The sequence below is a fragment of the Shinella sp. WSJ-2 genome (assembly GCF_003432075.1).
In the GTDB taxonomy this organism is placed as follows: Bacteria; Pseudomonadota; Alphaproteobacteria; order Rhizobiales; family Rhizobiaceae; genus Shinella.
Genome location: NZ_QWBU01000017.1, coordinates 46,601 through 63,572, shown reverse-complemented (window position 1 = coordinate 63,572; position 16,972 = coordinate 46,601). Strand labels below are relative to the sequence as shown.

15 protein-coding genes are annotated in these 16,972 nt (G+C 63.3%); 2 read left to right on the top strand and 13 right to left on the bottom strand.

Features of this window, described 5'->3' with window-relative positions; translation table 11 throughout:
• The first annotated feature begins 72 nt into the window (after nt 1-72).
• A complete protein-coding gene (locus D0Y60_RS22705) occupies nt 73-561 on the top strand; it encodes a histidine kinase (RefSeq protein WP_147324554.1) in 489 nt (162 codons plus the stop codon).
• A 71-nt stretch (nt 562-632) separates the two neighbouring features.
• Here the strand turns inward: D0Y60_RS22705 and D0Y60_RS22700 are convergent, their stop codons facing one another.
• From D0Y60_RS22700 to D0Y60_RS22680, 5 genes are read right to left on the bottom strand one after another with little or no spacing between them, the layout of a single operon-like run.
• Nucleotides 633-1,682 (bottom strand): DUF2218 domain-containing protein, encoded by a 1,050-nt coding sequence (locus tag D0Y60_RS22700; RefSeq protein WP_117372221.1) that lies wholly within the window; start codon nt 1,680-1,682, stop codon nt 633-635.
• Nucleotides 1,679-2,503 carry an ABC transporter ATP-binding protein gene (locus tag D0Y60_RS22695; protein WP_117372220.1) on the bottom strand — a complete coding sequence of 275 codons (825 nt, stop codon included), beginning with the start codon at nt 2,501-2,503 and terminating at the stop codon, nt 1,679-1,681. The genes D0Y60_RS22700 and D0Y60_RS22695 overlap by 4 nt, the downstream gene beginning before the upstream one ends.
• Nucleotides 2,500-3,540, bottom strand: a complete 1,041-nt coding sequence (locus D0Y60_RS22690; protein ID WP_117372219.1) for an iron ABC transporter permease — start codon at nt 3,538-3,540, stop codon at nt 2,500-2,502. The genes D0Y60_RS22695 and D0Y60_RS22690 overlap by 4 nt, the downstream gene beginning before the upstream one ends.
• Nucleotides 3,537-4,583: an iron ABC transporter permease gene (locus tag D0Y60_RS22685; protein ID WP_199564258.1), complete on the bottom strand. Its 1,047-nt coding sequence runs from the start codon at nt 4,581-4,583 to the stop codon at nt 3,537-3,539. The genes D0Y60_RS22690 and D0Y60_RS22685 overlap by 4 nt, the downstream gene beginning before the upstream one ends.
• Nucleotides 4,580-5,575: an iron-siderophore ABC transporter substrate-binding protein gene (locus D0Y60_RS22680; protein WP_117372227.1), complete on the bottom strand. Its 996-nt coding sequence runs from the start codon at nt 5,573-5,575 to the stop codon at nt 4,580-4,582. The genes D0Y60_RS22685 and D0Y60_RS22680 overlap by 4 nt, the downstream gene beginning before the upstream one ends.
• Nucleotides 5,576-5,855: 280 nt before the next feature.
• On the opposite strand from D0Y60_RS22680, the gene D0Y60_RS22675 reads away from it, so the two are divergent.
• Nucleotides 5,856-7,994 carry a TonB-dependent siderophore receptor gene (locus D0Y60_RS22675; protein WP_199564257.1) on the top strand — a complete coding sequence of 713 codons (2,139 nt, stop codon included), beginning with the start codon at nt 5,856-5,858 and terminating at the stop codon, nt 7,992-7,994.
• 39 nt (nt 7,995-8,033) lie between these two features.
• On the opposite strand, the gene D0Y60_RS22670 is transcribed toward D0Y60_RS22675, so the two are convergent.
• The 8 genes from D0Y60_RS22670 to D0Y60_RS22635 form a co-directional block, all read right to left on the bottom strand.
• On the bottom strand, nt 8,034-8,933 hold the full coding sequence (locus tag D0Y60_RS22670; protein ID WP_117372216.1) for an AraC family transcriptional regulator: 900 nt from the start codon (nt 8,931-8,933) through the stop codon (nt 8,034-8,036).
• A 187-nt stretch (nt 8,934-9,120) separates the two neighbouring features.
• The gene (locus tag D0Y60_RS22665; RefSeq protein ID WP_117372215.1) at nt 9,121-10,800 is read right to left on the bottom strand and encodes an ABC transporter ATP-binding protein; all 1,680 of its coding nucleotides are present in this window, start codon (nt 10,798-10,800) and stop codon (nt 9,121-9,123) included.
• A complete protein-coding gene (locus D0Y60_RS22660) occupies nt 10,797-11,741 on the bottom strand; it encodes an acetamidase/formamidase family protein (protein ID WP_117372214.1) in 945 nt (314 codons plus the stop codon). Before D0Y60_RS22660 ends, D0Y60_RS22665 begins: the two co-directional genes overlap by 4 nt.
• Before the next feature lie 69 nt (nt 11,742-11,810).
• Nucleotides 11,811-13,427, bottom strand: a complete 1,617-nt coding sequence (locus tag D0Y60_RS22655) for an ABC transporter substrate-binding protein (RefSeq protein WP_117372213.1) — start codon at nt 13,425-13,427, stop codon at nt 11,811-11,813.
• 23 nt (nt 13,428-13,450) lie between these two features.
• Nucleotides 13,451-14,371, bottom strand: a complete 921-nt coding sequence (locus tag D0Y60_RS22650; RefSeq protein WP_117372212.1) for an ABC transporter permease — start codon at nt 14,369-14,371, stop codon at nt 13,451-13,453.
• Nucleotides 14,371-15,219: an ABC transporter permease gene (locus D0Y60_RS22645; protein ID WP_117372211.1), complete on the bottom strand. Its 849-nt coding sequence runs from the start codon at nt 15,217-15,219 to the stop codon at nt 14,371-14,373. The genes D0Y60_RS22650 and D0Y60_RS22645 overlap by 1 nt, the downstream gene beginning before the upstream one ends.
• On the bottom strand, nt 15,219-15,803 hold the full coding sequence (locus tag D0Y60_RS22640) for an ANTAR domain-containing protein (protein ID WP_117372210.1): 585 nt from the start codon (nt 15,801-15,803) through the stop codon (nt 15,219-15,221). Before D0Y60_RS22640 ends, D0Y60_RS22645 begins: the two co-directional genes overlap by 1 nt.
• Nucleotides 15,800-16,936 carry a transporter substrate-binding protein gene (locus D0Y60_RS22635; RefSeq protein WP_117372209.1) on the bottom strand — a complete coding sequence of 379 codons (1,137 nt, stop codon included), beginning with the start codon at nt 16,934-16,936 and terminating at the stop codon, nt 15,800-15,802. The genes D0Y60_RS22640 and D0Y60_RS22635 overlap by 4 nt, the downstream gene beginning before the upstream one ends.
• Nucleotides 16,937-16,972 lie beyond the last annotated feature (36 nt).

Sequence of the window (16,972 nt, the reverse complement as noted above, 5' to 3'; positions counted from 1 at the left end):
ATATGAAAAAATACAGTATTTCTGGCACAGACCGGACGTCACGCAACAGCGCTCACCATGGAGGACTTCATCATGAAATATGCCATCCTTATCGCCACGCTTCTGGCCGCCGGCACCGCGCAGGCCGCGGAAATAAAATTCCCGGCCGACGAGCCGGTTGCCTCGATCACCATCCCGGATGGCTGGAAAACCACCCCGACCGAAAGCGGCATCGAGGTCCAGGCGGACGATGACTCGGTTTATTTCTCTATTGACGCGCAGGACGGCAAGGATACCAGCGAGACGGTCAAAGAAGCCGTCGAATATCTCGCAAGCCAGAATGTCACGGTCGATGATTCGACCAAGAAGGAAGAGGAAGGCAAGCTCAACGGCATGCAGGCCTACAATGTCTACTGGTCGGGCAAGGACAGCGACGGCCCCGTCACCATCGGCCTGACGGCCCTGGTGGCCGGCGCCGACAAGACCCTCGTCATTACCTATTGGGGCGGCACCGAAGAACAGAAGGCCCACGGCGACGAGATCGGCGCGATCTTCAACTCCCTGAAGCCGATCACCCAGTAAAGTTGACCGAGGCGTCCTGAAGCTTCGGCGTGATGCGGTCTGGCTTGAAGACCTGCCGTTCCCGACAACGCTCAGGACGCTTTCTCCCAATACCAAGCGACATACATTTTCTTGCGGTCATGCTGGCGCGATTTGAGGCTGGCTCTGATGACGCGGATATCGTCCTTTTCGCAGGCGGCCCAGACGAATGTTCCCTCGTCCAAGGTCGCAATGGCGTTCTTCGCTTCGTCCAGAAGAGATCCGCTACCATTACTCCGGTGCAGCCAGCGGACATCGAGCGTACCGTTCGAGGGCAGCGGCTGCTCTTCTGCCGCTTCCTGGACTTCAATGATCGCCTGCATTCGCGTTCCCGCCGGCACCTCCGCGACGATGCGCGCGATGGCCGGCAAGGCGCTTTCATCGCCGATGAACAGGATCGACTCGGCTGACGGCAGATCGCCGCCGCCCGGTCCGAGAAGGGCGGCCACGTCGCCGGGCTGCGCATCGCGGGCAAAGTCCGCGCCCGGCGTTGCCACACCCGGCGCCGGATGCTGCAGGAAGTCGATCCACAACTCGCCGCGTTCAGCATCGACGGCGCGGATCGTGTAGACGCGTACCAGCAGCGCATCCTCGCCCTCTGGCCATGCGATACGCCCGTCTTCCCGGAAGCCGGGCCAGACGGGTACATTGCCTTTCGGCGGCACCAGCAGACGGACATGCATATCACCGCCGAGAAAGGGGGTGACATCCGCGCAGGAGAAGATGACGCGGCGCATATGCGGCGTCACGTTCTCAGCAGAAACCACCGTCACTTCATGCAGGTTCGGCAGTGCCGATAAAGAGGTCGGCTCCGACCATGTCAGTTCAAAGGGCTGATCTTCCGCGAAGTAAAAGAGATGTTCTGCGAGGATTGTGCGGCTCATCTGCAAGGCCTCGGCGGTCGGGCAGTCGAGATCGATCAGCAGGCGGCCCGTGTCGATGCGGATATGGGCAAGGCCGACATTGCTTCTCAAGAGAGCCAGGTCGCCGGTCCGCTCCACATCGGCATGCTCGATGAAATGCTCGCATATTTCGTCAAGCATGCCGGCGGCATTGCTCGGAAGGGCAACACCTGAAAGCTTGAAGGACGACATCTCGTTCATGCGCGTTTCTCCTGTTGTTGCGGATTGGCGATCCGGTGCCGGCCGATCGGCAGCATGATGGGACGGCCGGATATGGGGTCGGTGATGACCCGGCTTTCCAGCCCGAAAACCTGCCGCACGGTCTCCTCCGTCAGCACCGCTTCCGGCGTGCCTGATATGTGCACGTGGCCGGATGCCAGCGCGACGAGATGGTCGGCATAGCGGGCGGCGAGATTGAGGTCGTGCAGGACCATGACCACGGTCGTGCCGCGGGTGTGGTTCAGATCGATCAGAAGATCGAGCACCTCGATCTGGTGGTTGATGTCGAGAAAGGTTGTCGGCTCGTCGAGCAGCAGGATATCCGTCTGCTGCGCCAGCGCCATGGCGATCCAGACGCGCTGGCGCTGGCCGCCGGAGAGCTCGTCGACCGGCCGTTCGGCCAGATCGGAAGTTTTGGTGGCCGAAAGCGCGCTGTCGACTGCCTCGTCGTCCTGCCGCGTCCAGCGGGAAAACAGGCTCTGGTGCGGATGCCGTCCCCGGCTGACCAGATCCGCGACGGTGATGCCTTCCGGGGCGATCGGCGATTGCGGCAGAAGGCCCAATGTACGGGCGAGATCGCGCGAGGGCATGCGGTGGATAGATTTGCCGTCCAGCAGCACCTGCCCGGCCGTCGGCGCGATTAGCCTTGATATGGTCCGAAGAAAGGTCGACTTGCCGCAGGCATTGGCGCCGACGATCACCGTGATCTTGCCGGGGGGAACCGTCAGGTCGAGGCCATGGAGGATTTCGATGTTCTTGTAGCCGGCCGATAGGCCGCTGGCAGCGAGCAGATGATCGGTCACAGCGTGCCTCCGATCCGGTTGACGCGGATGATCAGGTAAATCAGGTAAGGTGCCCCGAGCGCGCCGGTCACGACACCGACCGGGTATCGTCCGGGCAGGAGGTGTTGCCCGATGTAGTCAGCCGCAAGAACGAGCACCGCCCCCGTCAGCGCCGAGGGGATGAGCAACGATCCGTCGTTTTTGACGATGCGGCCGGCGATCGGTCCGGAGAGGAAGGCGACGAAGGCGATCGGCCCTGTTGCCGCCGTGGCGGACGCGATCAGGCCGACGGCCGCGATGATCACCAGCATGCGGGTTTGCGCCACACGGGTGCCCAGCGCAGCGGCCATGTCGTCACCCAGACGCAAAGCATCCAGATCGCGGCTGCGGCTGACGAGGAGACCGCCGAAGACCAGAAGCGCGAGCAGCAGCGGCAAGGCCTGATCAAGCTGTGCACCGTTGACGCTTCCCGTCAGCCAGCGCATGGCCTCCTGCAGACTCCAGGCGGGGGCGGATTGCAGGATATAGGCGATGACGCTTTGCAACATGGCCGAGACGCCGATACCAACCAGGATGAGCCGCGTGCCGGCGACGCCGTTGTGAAACGACAGGCCGTAAACAAGCATCGCGACGCCCAATCCCGCTACGATGGCGAACACCGATACCATGGGACCGCTCATGGACAGGACGACGATGGCGAAGACGGCTGCGGCCCCTGCGCCGGAGGTGATGCCGATAATATCGGGGCTGGCGAGCGGATTGCGCAGCATGACCTGGAAGGCCACGCCTCCAAGCCCGAAGCAAAGCCCGGCGAGGACCGACAGGACGGCACGCGGCAGCCGGAGCTGCCCCACGCTGAAATCCGCGCCGGGCACCGCTTCGCCGAGCAGCACGCGCAAGACTTCTGCCGGTGGCGTGATGGTCTTGCCGATCGATAAGGTGACGGCGAAGATCGCCGCGACAAGCGCCAGCAGAACCGCGAGCACGACGGCATAACGACGCGCCCGCCCCCGGCGGTTGGTAATGACGACGTCGATTGCGGCGCTCTGCATGGTCACAGATCCTTCACCCGCTGCCGCCGGACGATCCAGATGAAGAAGGGTGCACCGATCAGGGCGGTGACGATGCCAACATCGATCTCCGCAGGACGGGCGACAATGCGTCCCAATACGTCGGCTGCCAGAAGCAGGCAGGCGCCGCCGAGCGTCGAGAACGGCAGCAGCCAGCGATGATCGACCCCGACCAGAAGCCGGCAGACATGCGGCACGACGAGCCCGAGAAAGCCGATCGGTCCACAGACAGCCGTCGTCCCGCCGCATAGGAGGATGGCGCCAAGCGACGCGACGGCCCGCGCGACCGCGACGTTCTCTCCAAGCCCGGCGGCCAGTTCGTCACCGAGCGCGAGCGAATTCAGCTTTCTGGCCGACAGGAGGCTGATGGCAAAGCCAGCGAGCAGGAACGGCAAAACCGGAACAAGGCGCTCATAAGTCGCGCCGCCGACGCCACCGACCTGCCAGGACTGGATGCCACCGGCAATATCGCCGCGCGGCAGTACGATGGCGATGACCAGGGAAGCGAAGGCGACGGAGGTCGCGGCGCCGGCAAGGGCCAGCTTGAGCGGCGTCGCCCCACCGCGCCCCAGGGAGCCGATGGCATAGACGAAGATCGCAGCAGCACCCGCACCGACAATCGCCGTCCAGATATAAGCATAGCTTGAGGACATCCCGAACCAGGCGACACCGACGACGACGGCGAGCGACGCGCCCATATTGACGCCGAGAATGCCGGGATCGGCGAGCGGATTGCGAGTCACGCCCTGCATGATAGCGCCCGCCAGGCCCAGTGCGCCACCGGCAAGTAGCGCCAGCAATGTCCGGGGAATACGAAGCGCGACCGCCGCTCGGCCGATCGTATCCTGCGCGCCGCCGACCGCGGCCACGACATCGGCCCAGGCGACATCACGCGTTCCGACGGTGACGGAGAGGACAACGAACAGCGCCAGGAGAACAACAAGTCCTGCCAGCCAGAGGCTTCTGGTTCGGTTGGAGCCGGATGCGGCCGACCAGCGGGTGGTCGATGTGTTGAGTGTTCCGGCGGTCATTTCGACTTCTTGGCCGCCTCGCTCAGCAGCGTCACATAGTCCTTCAGCACCCAGCGGATGGACAGCGGCGTCGGATTGGCGCCGGTGCCGACCGCATTGTTGCCGAGCATGACGATCGATTCTTTCGCCACGGCCGGCATATGCAGCATCAGGGCATTTGCCTTTACAGCATCGAAAAGCTTGCCGTCGCCATAGGTCACGAGAATATCGACATCGTCGAAAGCGTCGATCTCTTCCGCGCTGACCGAACCGGAGAACTTGCCCGGCTGCGAGGCTTCGATGACGCTTTTCGGCGAGGTTAGACCGAGATCGGCGAAGAACCGCACTCTCGTGTCATTGGTCGTGTAGAAGTTGACGGTGCTGAGATCCCACGAGCTCAGATGCGTGATGAACATCGCAGACTTGCCCTTGAGTTCTGGATACCCGGCGAGCACGGCGGCGATGTCGGCCTCGATGCCGGCAATCAGTGCCTCGCCTTCCGCGGCCATGCCGATGCCGGCGCTGTCCAGCCGGATCGTCTCGCGCCAGTCCGTCGACCAGGGCGCCTGCGGATAGGCGATGACGGGGGCGATGGCGCTCAGTGTATCGTAGTCCGCCTGCGTGAGGCCGGAATAGGCAGCGAGGATGACATCGGGACGCGTGGCGGCGACCGCCTCGAAATCGATGCCGTCGCCCTCGTCGAAGAGGACCGGCGTCTCGGCCTTGAGTTCTTTCAGCCGGGCGGCGGCCCAGGGCAGGACGCCATCACCATCGTCATCGCCGAAATTGGCGCGCGCCATGCCGACGGGAACGATGCCGAGCGCCAGCGGCACCTCGTGGTTTGCCCAGGCAACCGTCGCGACACGCTCCGGCTTCTTTTCTATGACGGTGGTGCCGAAGGCATGTTTGATGATGAGCGGATAGGAAGTGCTTTCGGCGGCAAACACGGTTCTGCCCGCGCAGATGAAAACGAAGATCATCATTGCCAACCCGGCAAAACGAAGCCGCTTCATCATCCACTCCATTCAATGCGATAAGTTGACCCCAAATCTCAGCTTAATTCCGTGACGTCAACGGTGAAGCGGCCAATCCGGAGAAAGTGCGTGGAGATTTCCGGCGGATCGTACAAAACCGGAGAAATATACAATACTAGACAAATATGCTCCAGTTAATAGCAGATCATTGGCGCAAGGCCTTCAGGTGGGGGACCGGTCGGACGAGGCGTCATGCGTCTTGAACAACCGAACGCTTGAGGCTCGGCCGCATCAGCAGCTACGGAATTGGAATGTGACCATGGATATCGATCAAAAACGCCGTCGTGCAACACGGATTCCGGCCCGATTGCGAGACGCGCGTCTTCTCGGTTGCACGGCGCTTATCGCGCTGACACCCGCCCTGTCCTTTGCGCAGGATGCCGCCACGACGGGCGGTGATGCAACTGCGCTGGAAACGATCGTGGTCGAGACCTCCGGCGGAACCATACTCAACACGCAGAACGATTCGAAATCGATCGTCGCGACCCAGACGACCGGCGCCGGCAAGATGCCGACCGACATCCTCGTCGCGCCAGCGGCAGTCTCCGTCATCACCTCCAAGGAAATCCAGGAGCGTGGTGCCGATACCGTCGAGCAGGTCGTGCAATACACGGCCGGCGTCGTGACCGACTTCTATGGCTCGGACGACCGTTTCGATTATTTCGATATCCGAGGCTTCACCCCCTACACCTACCGGGATGGCCTCGCCATCGGCCGCACGTTCGCCGGCGTCCGGGAAGAGCCCTATGCCTATGAGCGCATCGAGGTCCTGAAGGGGGCCAGTTCTTCGAGCTTTGGCGCGGCGGAACCGGGTGGCTCGGTCAACTACGTCACCAAGACGCCGAAGAGCGAGCGCTTCGGCGAAGTCTATGGCACGGGCGGCTCCTTCGCCCACAAGGAGCTGGGCTTCGATTTCGGCGACAACATCACTGAAGACGACACGCTGTCCTACCGCCTGACCGGCAAATTTCAGCGGGCCGACACGGAATACGATCACTCCCGGGATGACGAGAACTTCATCATGGGCGGCGTCACCTGGCGCCCGACGGACGCCACCAGCCTGACATTCGTCTTCGACCATCTCGACAAGGACGGCGTTCCCGGCAGCGGCGGCCACCCGCTCGGCACGGATTTCGACCGCGACGTATTCTTCGGCGAGCCGGACTATTATTTCAGCGAGACGAACCGCAACAGCTACAGCGTGCTGTTCGATCACGATTTCGGAAATGGTCTGAGCTTCAGCTCCAATGCCCGCTACAGCAACCTGAATGACGGCTTCGGCAGTGCGTATATCGGCAGCACACCGACCGACGGCTCGACCGTTGCCGGCCGCTACTTCTTCGGCAACGAGAAATCGACCGAACAATTCGTCATCGATGCGCATCTGATGTACGAAGCGAATTTCAACGACGTGGAGAGCCGCACGCTTTTCGGCGGCACCTACAACAAATACAAATCCTACAGCGACAGCTACTATACGTCGGCACCCTCGATCGACTGGGAAAACCCGATCTATTCAGGCGGCCCCGGCGCGATCCCTCCCTATGCCAGCGTGAACAACGACCAGCAGACCACCGCTATCTACCTGCAACAGGATCTGACCTTTTTCGACAGGCTGACCGTAAGTGCCGGCCTGCGCAACGACTGGCTCGACCTGAGCGAGACCGATCTGTTGGCCGGCACGACGAAGGCCGCCGATCACAGCGAGTTCACGAAGAAATTCGGCGTGAGCTACAAAATCACCGACGAGCTTGCACCGTATATCAGCTATGCCGAATCCGTCGCGCCGCCGGCCGTCGGTGCTGATCCGACGACCGGAAAGCAGTATGAAATCGGCATCAAGTATCAACCGGATGCCTTCCCGGCCCTGATCACCGCTTCCGTCTACGACCTGACCAAGGGCAACATCACGGTCTTCGACCAGGTGACCTACATTCCGCAGACCGTCGAGAAGGTCCGCCATCGCGGCTTCGAACTCGAAGCCAAGGCCGAGGTGACGAACAACATCAACATCATCGCCGCCTATAGCTATATCGACAGCGAGATCGTCGAGCCCGGTGGTACCAATGACGGCCACCGCCTGATGCGCGTGCCTGAAAACATGGCTTCGATCTGGGGCACCTATACGCTGGAAGGCGAAGGCGGGCGCGGCGACATGACCTTCGGTCTCGGGGCGCGCTATTCGGGTGCCTATTACACCAACATCGAGAACACCAAGAAATCGGACAGCGCCGTCGTGTTCGATGCCGCCTTTACTTACAAGGTGCAGGAGAACACGACGTTCCAGCTGAATGTCAGCAATGTGTTCGACGAAAAACATGTGGCGAGCACGGATACCGGTGCCGTCTACTACAATCCGGGCCGCTCCATCCTCGCAACGCTGCGTCAGACCTGGTAAGAAAGACATGTCCCGCCCGTTGCTTCGATGGGCGGGACGTTACGGACGCCGCAGCTGCTGCGTCCGCCTCCACGCCGCCGGCGTCTCCCCAACAATCTGGCGGAAGACCTTCGTCAGATGCGCCTGATCGGAAAAACCGAGCTGTGCGGCGATGCTGGCGACGGGAAGCGCGCTTTCACGAAGCAGTTGCTTCGAACGTTCGACCCGTTTGCCAAGCTGCCATTGCAGGGGTGTATGCCCCGTCGTCTGCTTGAAGACATTCGCAAACCAGCTTTCGGAGAGGCCGACGACCGCCGCCATATCGGCGACGGACATGCGATAATCCCCCAGCTCTTCGACATGCGAGAGGAGCTTGTTCATCTGCCCCTGCGTCAGCCGGCCGCTGACGCGTTCTTCGCTTTCCGTGGGGATATCCAGAAGCCCGGCGACGATGCCGCCGATCAGGCTTTCCGCATAGACCGCATGCCGGGAGGGACTTTTGATCTCGTCCGCCAGAAGTTTGGCCAGAGCATCGATGGCGGCGACATCTTGCAATTCAGCCGGGCGGCGCAACGCCGTCTGCGCCGCGGACCCTCCAACGGACGGCGTCAGGTAGCGCAATACCCGGTCCCGGTGAAGATGCAGGTTGAGATGGCTGAAACTGTGTGCCTTCCGGCTACCCGTCCATAGGGGCACGCCGGCGGGAACGTAGACCGCCCGCGCCATGGGGCGGGAATTGCGCGAAAAATCATCGTTCTCGTTCGAGATGCGGACATGCGGGGATACATCGTTGAAGAAGAACATGATGCGAGGGTCGTCGGCCAGATAATAGCCGCTGGCGCCCGCCTGACTTTCCGCCTCCCAGAGAACGCTGACCAGTCCGTCATATTGCCGCCACTGGACCGGCGACGTGACCCGAATGCCTTCGGTTTTCCAGGACATGGAATGCCAAAAGCCCATCTTCGATCACTTCTTCCATTACAAATCTGGGACTTGCCACCGGCCGCAACTGCAATCCCGCGAGCCGGGCGGCACATGAAAACCTATAAGTTGACTACATTAATCATATTTTTGTTACATGGCAACACACCCCGATGCGGTTTCACCGGAACCGAACGCGCAGGAGCCACCTCCCAGCGAAACCGCATCACATCAAGCGAAGCCCGTCACGGTAGAGCGTCGGATCAGGAATCGGTACGGCGGCCATCAGGTTGCGAGTATAGTCGTCGCCCGGGTTTTCGAACACCTGCCGGCGCGTGTCCATCTCGACGATACGGCCGCCCCGCATGACCGCAACGTGATGGGACATCCTCTCTATCACCGCCATGTCGTGCGAAATGAAGAGATAGGCAAGGCCCATCTGCTCCTGCAATTCCAGCATCAGGTCGAGCACGCGGGCGCGTACGGAAACATCGAGCGCTGCCACGCTTTCGTCGGCGACAATCAGCTTCGGTTCCAGCGCCAAGGCACGGGCGATGCAGATGCGCTGCCGCTGGCCACCGGAAAACTCGTGCGGATAGCGGCTGACGGCATCCCTGGGCATGCCGACGCGGGTCAGCAATGCCGCCACCCGGTCCTGCCGTTCCGAGCCATTGCCGACATTGTGGATGACGAGCGGCTCGGCAATCGCCGCGCCGACCGTCATGCGCGGATCGAGCGAGGCATAGGGGTCCTGGAAGATCATCTGGGCGACGCGGCGCACGGGACGCATCGCGGCGGGCTTCAGCCCAGCTGTTTCCCGCCCGTTGATCTCAACGCTGCCTTCGAAGGGAATGAGATTCAGCACCGCCTTGCCGGTGGTCGATTTGCCCGAGCCGCTTTCGCCGACAAGGCCGAGCGTCTCGCCCGCCTTGATGGAGAAGGAGATGCCGCTGACCGTTGCCGGCGCGGCCGGCGACCGGTTGAACCAGCCGGCGCGCGCGCCATAGGTGACGCTGAGGTCCTTGACGACCAGCACCGACTTTTCGGCGGCAGGTGCGACCGCATCCGTCAGGCGCGGCGGCGCATCGGTACCGGCATGCGCGCCAAGCCGCGGCACGGCGGCCAACAGCTGCCGCGTATAAGGCTCCGTCGGACTCGCAAAAATATCGAGCGCATCGCCCTGCTCGACGATCCTGCCCTGCTGCATGATCGCCACCCGGTCCGCCATTTCCGCAACGACGCCCATATCGTGGGTGATCATCAGGATAGAGGTGGAGAATTCGCGGCGCAGCTCCCGCATGAGGGTCAGGATCTGCGCCTGCACCGTCACATCAAGCGCCGTCGTCGGCTCGTCGGCGATCAGCACCTTGGGACGGCAAGAGAGCGCCATGGCGATCATCACACGCTGGCGCATACCGCCCGAAAGCTCATGCGGAAACTGCTTCAGCCGGCTTGCCGCTTCCGTCATGTGCACGGCATCGAGCATGGATCGTGCGATCGTCTCCGCGCCCTCGGAAATATCCTCGCGGTGCTCGCGGATCGCCTCCACCATCTGGTCGCCGATGGTCATGACCGGGTTCAGCGAGGTCATCGGCTCCTGAAAGATCATCGCGATCTCGCCGCCGCGGATTTTTCTGAGCGCCCGGTGCGGGATGCCGAGAATATTGCGATCCTCCAGCCGGATTTCACCCGAGGAGACCTTCAGCGACGCCTTCGGCAGCAGCCCCATGATCGCAAGCGAGGTCACGGATTTGCCCGATCCCGATTCCCCCGCAAGGCAGAACGTCTCGCCCGCGGCGAGATCGAAACTCACCCCGTCGAGGATGCGCTTCAGCCCTTCGGGCGTGCGCGCATCGACGCAGAGGTTGCGGACGGAGAGAACCGGGGCGGCATTGCTGGAGGTCACGCGAAGACGATCCTCGGGAAGTAGAAGGAGACGACCCAGTTCGGCATGTCGACGATCTCGCTGATCCGGAGATCGCCGCAGACCGAGCAGAGCATATAGGCGTCGACGGGGCTGTAGCCGTGTTCGGCGACGAGCAGGTCGATCATGCGCATCAGTGCCTCCCGCGCGCCCGTCATCAGGTCCGGGCCGATGCCGGTCGTCACCTCGTAGCCGGCGCCGTCGAGATGGCGCGTCACGGGTTCGGTCGTGGTGAAGCGCGGCGTCTGGAGATTGGCGCCCTTCACGAGGTCGAGGGTCAGCTCGACATTCATCTGGCTTTCGATCGCAGTGCCGCAGACCTCGCCGTCGCCCTGTGCGGCGTGGGTATCGCCGACGGAAAACAGCGCCCCCTCCACCTCGACCGGCAGGTAGAGCGTCACGCCGGCTGTCAGGTCGCGGATATCCATATTGCCGCCGACGCGGCGCGGCGGCACGACGGAGTGCAGGCCGGATTCGGCCGGTGCGACACCGATTGTGCCGGTAAAAGGTTTCAGCGGCACGCGACCGCCGGGGCCGAAGGCCGAGGGTGCCATGGAGGCCGTGTCATAGGACCAGATGTGCAGCGCCGGGTCCTTGAACTGGTCGGCAAGCAGGCCGAAGCCCGGAATATTGGCCGTCCAGCCATGCCCGGAGGAGTGGAACTTGCGGATTGTCACCTTCAGCGCATCGCCGGGCTCGGCACCCTCGACATAGACAGGGCCGGAAACCGGGTTCACCTTGCCGAAATCGAGCGCAGCCAGCGTTTCCAGCGTCGCATCCTTGCCGAGCTGGCCGCCGGAGGAATCGAGGCATTCGAAGAAGATGGTCTCGCCGGGCTTGGCGGTCAGCGCCGGCGGAAAATCGCGGTTCCAGCCGAAATTATGCTGCGCGCGGTGGATGGTATGGGTGCAGGCGACGCACATGAAAGCCTCCCGTCGTTTGTTGTTCTTGGAAGGCTCTCCCCGCTCAGCAGGGAGAGCGATATCAAAGGCTTAGGGCTTCACGAAGATCGCGTCGTAATTGATGACACGCGTCGGATCGATGTAGATATTATCAGGCCCGCCCATGCGCAGCGACTTTGCCACGACGCGGCGCTCGTTGATGACGGGCACCCAGGGCGCATCCGCCATGACATCCGTGAAGATCTTGCCCCAAGCCGCCTGGCGCTCCGCAGCCTTGGCCGGATCGGACATGGCATCGGCCTCGCCGGCGCGCTTATCGATCGCCTCGTTGCAGTACCACGGCCAGTTCCAGCCGCCCGAGACCGCGCCCGAGCAACCAAGGATCGGGCCGTAGAAATTGGACGGATCCGGGAAGTCGGCGATCCAGCCCATGCCGCCGGACCAGATCATCGGCGCTTCGCCTTCCGTGCCGCCGGCGGCGATCACGTTGCCTTGCGCCAGCGCGCGGACTTCGGCCTTGATGCCGATGGCGGCGAGATCCTGCTGTATCGCCTGGGCGATGCGCGGCTGCGGATCGGTGTTGGTGGAATAGAGAACCGTTTCGAAACCATCGGGATGGCCGGCTTCGGCGAGCAGCGCCTTGGCCTTCTCCACGTCATAGGCATAGCCGGTGAAGGCCTTGTCGTAACCTGGCATCAGCGGCGGCAGGATCTGGTTTGCGGCCGTCGCGCGACCGTTCAGGATGCGCGTGATGCGCTCCTTGTTGATCGCCATGTTGACGGCCCGGCGCACCTTCACGTCATCGAAGGGTTTTACCTTAGTGTTGAGCGTGATGTAGCCGGTGTGCAACTGCTCGCCGTCGACGATCATCGCCGCACCCTCAGGCGAATTCTTGATCTCTAGGAACTTTGCCGGCGGAATGCCGTCGCCGGCGATGTCCACCTCGCCCTTCTGCAAACGCAGCAGCGCGACCAGCGGCTCCTGGCCCACCTCGACCGTCACCTTGTCGACATGCGGCACGTCCTTGACGAAATAATCGGGGTTGCGTTCGAAGACGAGCTTCTGGCCGATCGTCCAGTCCTTGAGGATGAGCGAGCCGGAACCGACCGGCTTCTTGCCGAAATCGCCGGCCGCCGCCTCGACGGCCTCCTTGGGCACAACGGAGGCGAAGTTGATCGCCATGACGTGCAGGAAGGTCGCATCCGGGCGCGAGAGGTGGAAGACGACGGTCTGGTCGTCCGGCGTTTCGATGCCCGAGAGCAATTCCGACTTGCCGCCCGTCAGGTCGTCAAAGCCCTTGATGGCGCCGAAGAAGCCGGCGCCGGGGCCCTGCGTCTTCGGGTTGACCGCGCGCTCGATGGAATATTTCACGTCGCCGGCGACGATCTCGCGACCATTGGTGAACTTCACGCCCTTGCGCAGCTTGAACGTATAGGTGAGGCCATCGGGCGCCACTTCAAAACTTTCGGCGAGCGATGGCACGAGATTGGCGGTGCCCGGCTCATAATCCATTAGGCGCGAAAACAGGCTCTTGATCATCGACCAGTTGACCCAGTCGTAACCGATATGCGGGTCGAGCGTGGTGATGTCATCCTTGTAGGTCACGACGATCTCGCCGCCCTGGGCGGGCGTTTCGGCATGGGCCAGCAGCGGAGAAAAGGCGAGCACGGCCGCCGTCGTGGTAGTCAAAATCCAGCGATTGAACATTTTTAAAGTCCCCCTTTTTGGTTTCAATGCGAACGGATGCGCGGATCGATCATCGGCGCGATGAGGTCGGCGACGAGGTTGCCGACGATGATGGCGAAGGCGGAGGTGAGCGTGACGCCCATGATGATGGGAATGTCGACCTGCTGGATCGCCTGCCAGGCGAGCTGCCCGATGCCGGGCCAGCCATAAACGGCCTCGACCACCACGACGCCGCCCATGAACTGGCCGATATCGATGCCGATCATCGCGACGATGGGCAGGATGGCATTGGGCAGCGCATGGCGCAGCACGACACGACGGCCTGAAAGGCCCTTGGCGCGGGCGGTGCGGACGAAATCCTGGTTGAGGACGTCGATCATCGCCGAGCGCGCCATGCGCGCATACCAGCCGGCCCCGAGAATGCCGAGCGTCATGGCCGGCAGGACGACATGGGCGACCGTGCCGTAGCCGCTCATCGGAAACCAGCCGAGCGTGGCGGCAAAGACGTAGAGCAGGAGCAGGGCCACGACGAATTGCGGAGCCGAGACGCCGACGAAGGCGGAGGCCATGACGATGCGGTCGATGGCGCCGCCACGGTTCAATGCGGCGACGATGCCGAAGGTGAGGCCGAGCAGCACCTCGACGAAGATGCCGGCCGCCATCAGCGTCAGCGTCGCCGGCAGGCGCGCGGCGATCAGCGTCGCGACCTCGGTCTTCTGCGCGTAGGAGCGGCCAAGATCACCCTGAACGAGATTGCCGAGATAGTGCAGGAACTGGCTGAGCAGCGGCTGGTCGAGGCCGAGTTCGCGGCGGATGTTCTCCACCGTCTGGGCCGTCGCGCTGCGGCCGGCCAGCATGCGCGCGGGGTCCGCCGGCAGCGCATAGAGCAGCACGAAGGTGATGGCGGCCACACCGAGCAGGATCAGGCAGGATTGCACGAGACGTTTTGCAAGCAGCGTCGCCATCAGCCGCGGCCCCGCTGCGTCGGGTCGAGGATGTCGCGCAGCGCGTCACCCACCAGGTTGAAGGCGAGCGCCGTCAGGAGGATCACCGCGCCGGGGAAGAAGACCAACCAGGGAGCGGCCTGGAAATAGCTCTGGCTCTCGAAGATGATGTTGCCCCAGGACGGCTGCGGCGGCTGCACGCCGATGCCGAGGAAGGAGAGTGTCGCTTCGAGCAGCACGGTCGTCGCGATGCCGAGCGTGCCCCAGACGATGGCGGTCGGCAGGAGATGCGGCAGGACATGCAGCAGCACGATGCGGGCGTTGCCGGCGCCGAGCGCCCGTTCGGCCATGATGAAATCGCGCTCCACCAGACCGCGCGTCTCCGTATAGACGATGCGCGCCACCTGCACCCAGTTGACCAGCGCAATGACCATGGCGACGATCCACAGGCTGGGTTTGAGGATGGCGGCGAGCACGATCGCGAGCAGCAGGGCCGGAAAGGCCATCATCAGGTCGGTAAAGCGCATGAGGAGGCCGCCGACCCAGCCGCGCATGTAGCCGGCGGTCACGCCGACGAAGAGACCGATGGCGACCGCGATGCCATTGGCGACGAGGCCGATGATCAGCGAGGTGCGCGCGCCATAGAGCAGGCGCGAAAGCAGGTCGCGGCCGAGCGTATCCGTGCCGAGCGCGAACTGCTCGCCGGGCGGCATCGGCGCTCCCTCCAGCGTCAGGCCATCGAACATTTGGTTATCGGGCGCATAGGGCGCAAGCCATGGAGCCGCGATGGCCGCGAAGACGACGGCGAGAACGATGACGAGACCGAAAACCGCAGCGGGCTGGCGGCACAATTCCTTCAGGACCCGCATCAACCAACCTCGCGCAGGGTTTCGGAACCACCGAGGAAGAAGGCGGCAAGCTGTTCGATGGGCATGCGGCGGCGCATGGCGCAGTCACGCAGGATGGCATAGGCCTTCTCGTCATCGATATGCCGCTCGGCCTTGAGGCGAACGATGGCGGCAAAGACGATGGGCCTGAGCTTCAGCCGCTCTTCGAGATGGGCGATGCGACGCTGTGCTTCCATCCGCTCGGCATGGATGGAGACGGCAAGCACCAGCGCCGGGTAGACGGCGGAGGCCGCGACCGGCTTTGGGATGATCGCGCCGGCACCATGGCGCAGTGCAAAGGAGATACGGCCCGGCGCTTCCGACCCGAGCAGCGCCACCACCGGGCAGGCCGGCGCGGCATCGGAAACGGGCAGAAGCTCATCCCAGCCCCGGTCGGCATCGATCAGGACCAGATCCGGCAGGTCGCACGCCGCAAGCGGCGTCCACTGGATGGAGACGGCTATGCCGAGCAGGCCGAGCTGGCGGCGCAGGCGATCCGTGTTGCCATCCGCCTCGCTGAGGATAACGGCGCGCCAGCCGGTGAAATTCGGGGTCCTCGTCGTCATGACACGACCCTCAGGCGCGGCACAGGCTTGGTGGATGCTCCCGTCAAATAGGGGTCGGCGGCAAGCGCCGGGGCGGAGGCGATGACGTCGAAGCCGCGCCGGTCATTGATGCGGCCGAGCAGAAAGGGCAGTGCGGCATGATTGGTCGCCGCATCCACCCGCATGGCACCGAACAGCGACGGCCAGTCGCGGGCGAGAACTTCCGTGCGCACACGCTCCGGCGCATCGGAACCGGCAGCCTCGATGGCGGCGATGCACAGGCTTACGGCCGTATAGGCGCTGGCAAAAAGGCTGGAGACGATTCGCTCGCCGCCGCTCCAGGCGGTCAGCCGTGCCTTGAAGGCCTTGTTATCAGGTGTGTTCAGCGTATCGAAATAGGAGGCGGCGCAAAGCTGGCCGAGAGCGGCACCGTCCCTGATTTCGCCGAGTTCGCATTCCTGCAGGTCGCAGCTGGCGACCGGGCAGTGTTCCGGCAGAAAGGCCGGGTCGCGCTCGCCCAGTTCGCGCATGGCGGCAAGGAAGGCGTAGCTCGACGGCCCCACCAGATTGTTCAGCACAAAGCTCGGCCGCTTCTCGGCGATATCGGCGACGATGCGCGCAACGGCGGTCTCCTCCAGCGGCAGATAACGCTCACCGAGCACCGTGCCGCCGGCATTGTGGATCAACTCGCGTGCCAGCCGGTTCATCTCCCAGCCCCAAACATAGTTCGCGCCGACGAGATAGGGCCGCGCGCCGTGCCGGGGCAAGAGATAGTCGAAGAGCGGGATCAGGTGCTGGTTGGGGCAGCCGCCGATATAGATGACGTTCTCGTTCGCCTCGAAACCCTCATAGGGGCACATGTACCACAGCAGGCCATCGTGCTTCTCGACGAGCGGAATGACTTCCTTTCGCGCCGAAGAGGTAATCGTACCGATGATATGGCGGCAACCGTGGTCCCGGATGAGGCTGCGCGCCCCCTCCAGATAGGCCGAGAGATCGGCGCGCGGATCGAAGAAGACAGGCTCGATCTCGGATCCTCCGCGGGCGCGATAATCGTGAAAGGCGAATTCCGCGCCGGCATGCGCATCCCGCCCCATCGCCCCATAGGGTCCGGAGGTCGAATAGAGGATGCCGATCTTCACGCTTTCCTGCATCAGCCACCAAAACGAAAAGCCCACAGCGGGAAGCCC

Coding starts and splice junctions, on each gene's coding strand:
- D0Y60_RS22705 (WP_147324554.1), top strand. CDS start 73: ATGAAATATGCCATCCTTATCGCCACGCTTCTGGCCGCCGGCACCGCG.
- D0Y60_RS22700 (WP_117372221.1), bottom strand. CDS start 1,682: ATGAACGAGATGTCGTCCTTCAAGCTTTCAGGTGTTGCCCTTCCGAGC.
- D0Y60_RS22685 (WP_199564258.1), bottom strand. CDS start 4,583: ATGACCGCCGGAACACTCAACACATCGACCACCCGCTGGTCGGCCGCA.
- D0Y60_RS22680 (WP_117372227.1), bottom strand. CDS start 5,575: ATGAAGCGGCTTCGTTTTGCCGGGTTGGCAATGATGATCTTCGTTTTC.
- D0Y60_RS22675 (WP_199564257.1), top strand. CDS start 5,856: ATGGATATCGATCAAAAACGCCGTCGTGCAACACGGATTCCGGCCCGA.
- D0Y60_RS22670 (WP_117372216.1), bottom strand. CDS start 8,933: ATGGGCTTTTGGCATTCCATGTCCTGGAAAACCGAAGGCATTCGGGTC.
- D0Y60_RS22660 (WP_117372214.1), bottom strand. CDS start 11,741: ATGTGCGTCGCCTGCACCCATACCATCCACCGCGCGCAGCATAATTTC.
- D0Y60_RS22655 (WP_117372213.1), bottom strand. CDS start 13,427: ATGTTCAATCGCTGGATTTTGACTACCACGACGGCGGCCGTGCTCGCC.
- D0Y60_RS22650 (WP_117372212.1), bottom strand. CDS start 14,371: ATGGCGACGCTGCTTGCAAAACGTCTCGTGCAATCCTGCCTGATCCTG.
- D0Y60_RS22645 (WP_117372211.1), bottom strand. CDS start 15,219: ATGCGGGTCCTGAAGGAATTGTGCCGCCAGCCCGCTGCGGTTTTCGGT.
- D0Y60_RS22640 (WP_117372210.1), bottom strand. CDS start 15,803: ATGACGACGAGGACCCCGAATTTCACCGGCTGGCGCGCCGTTATCCTC.
- D0Y60_RS22635 (WP_117372209.1), bottom strand. CDS start 16,936: ATGCAGGAAAGCGTGAAGATCGGCATCCTCTATTCGACCTCCGGACCC.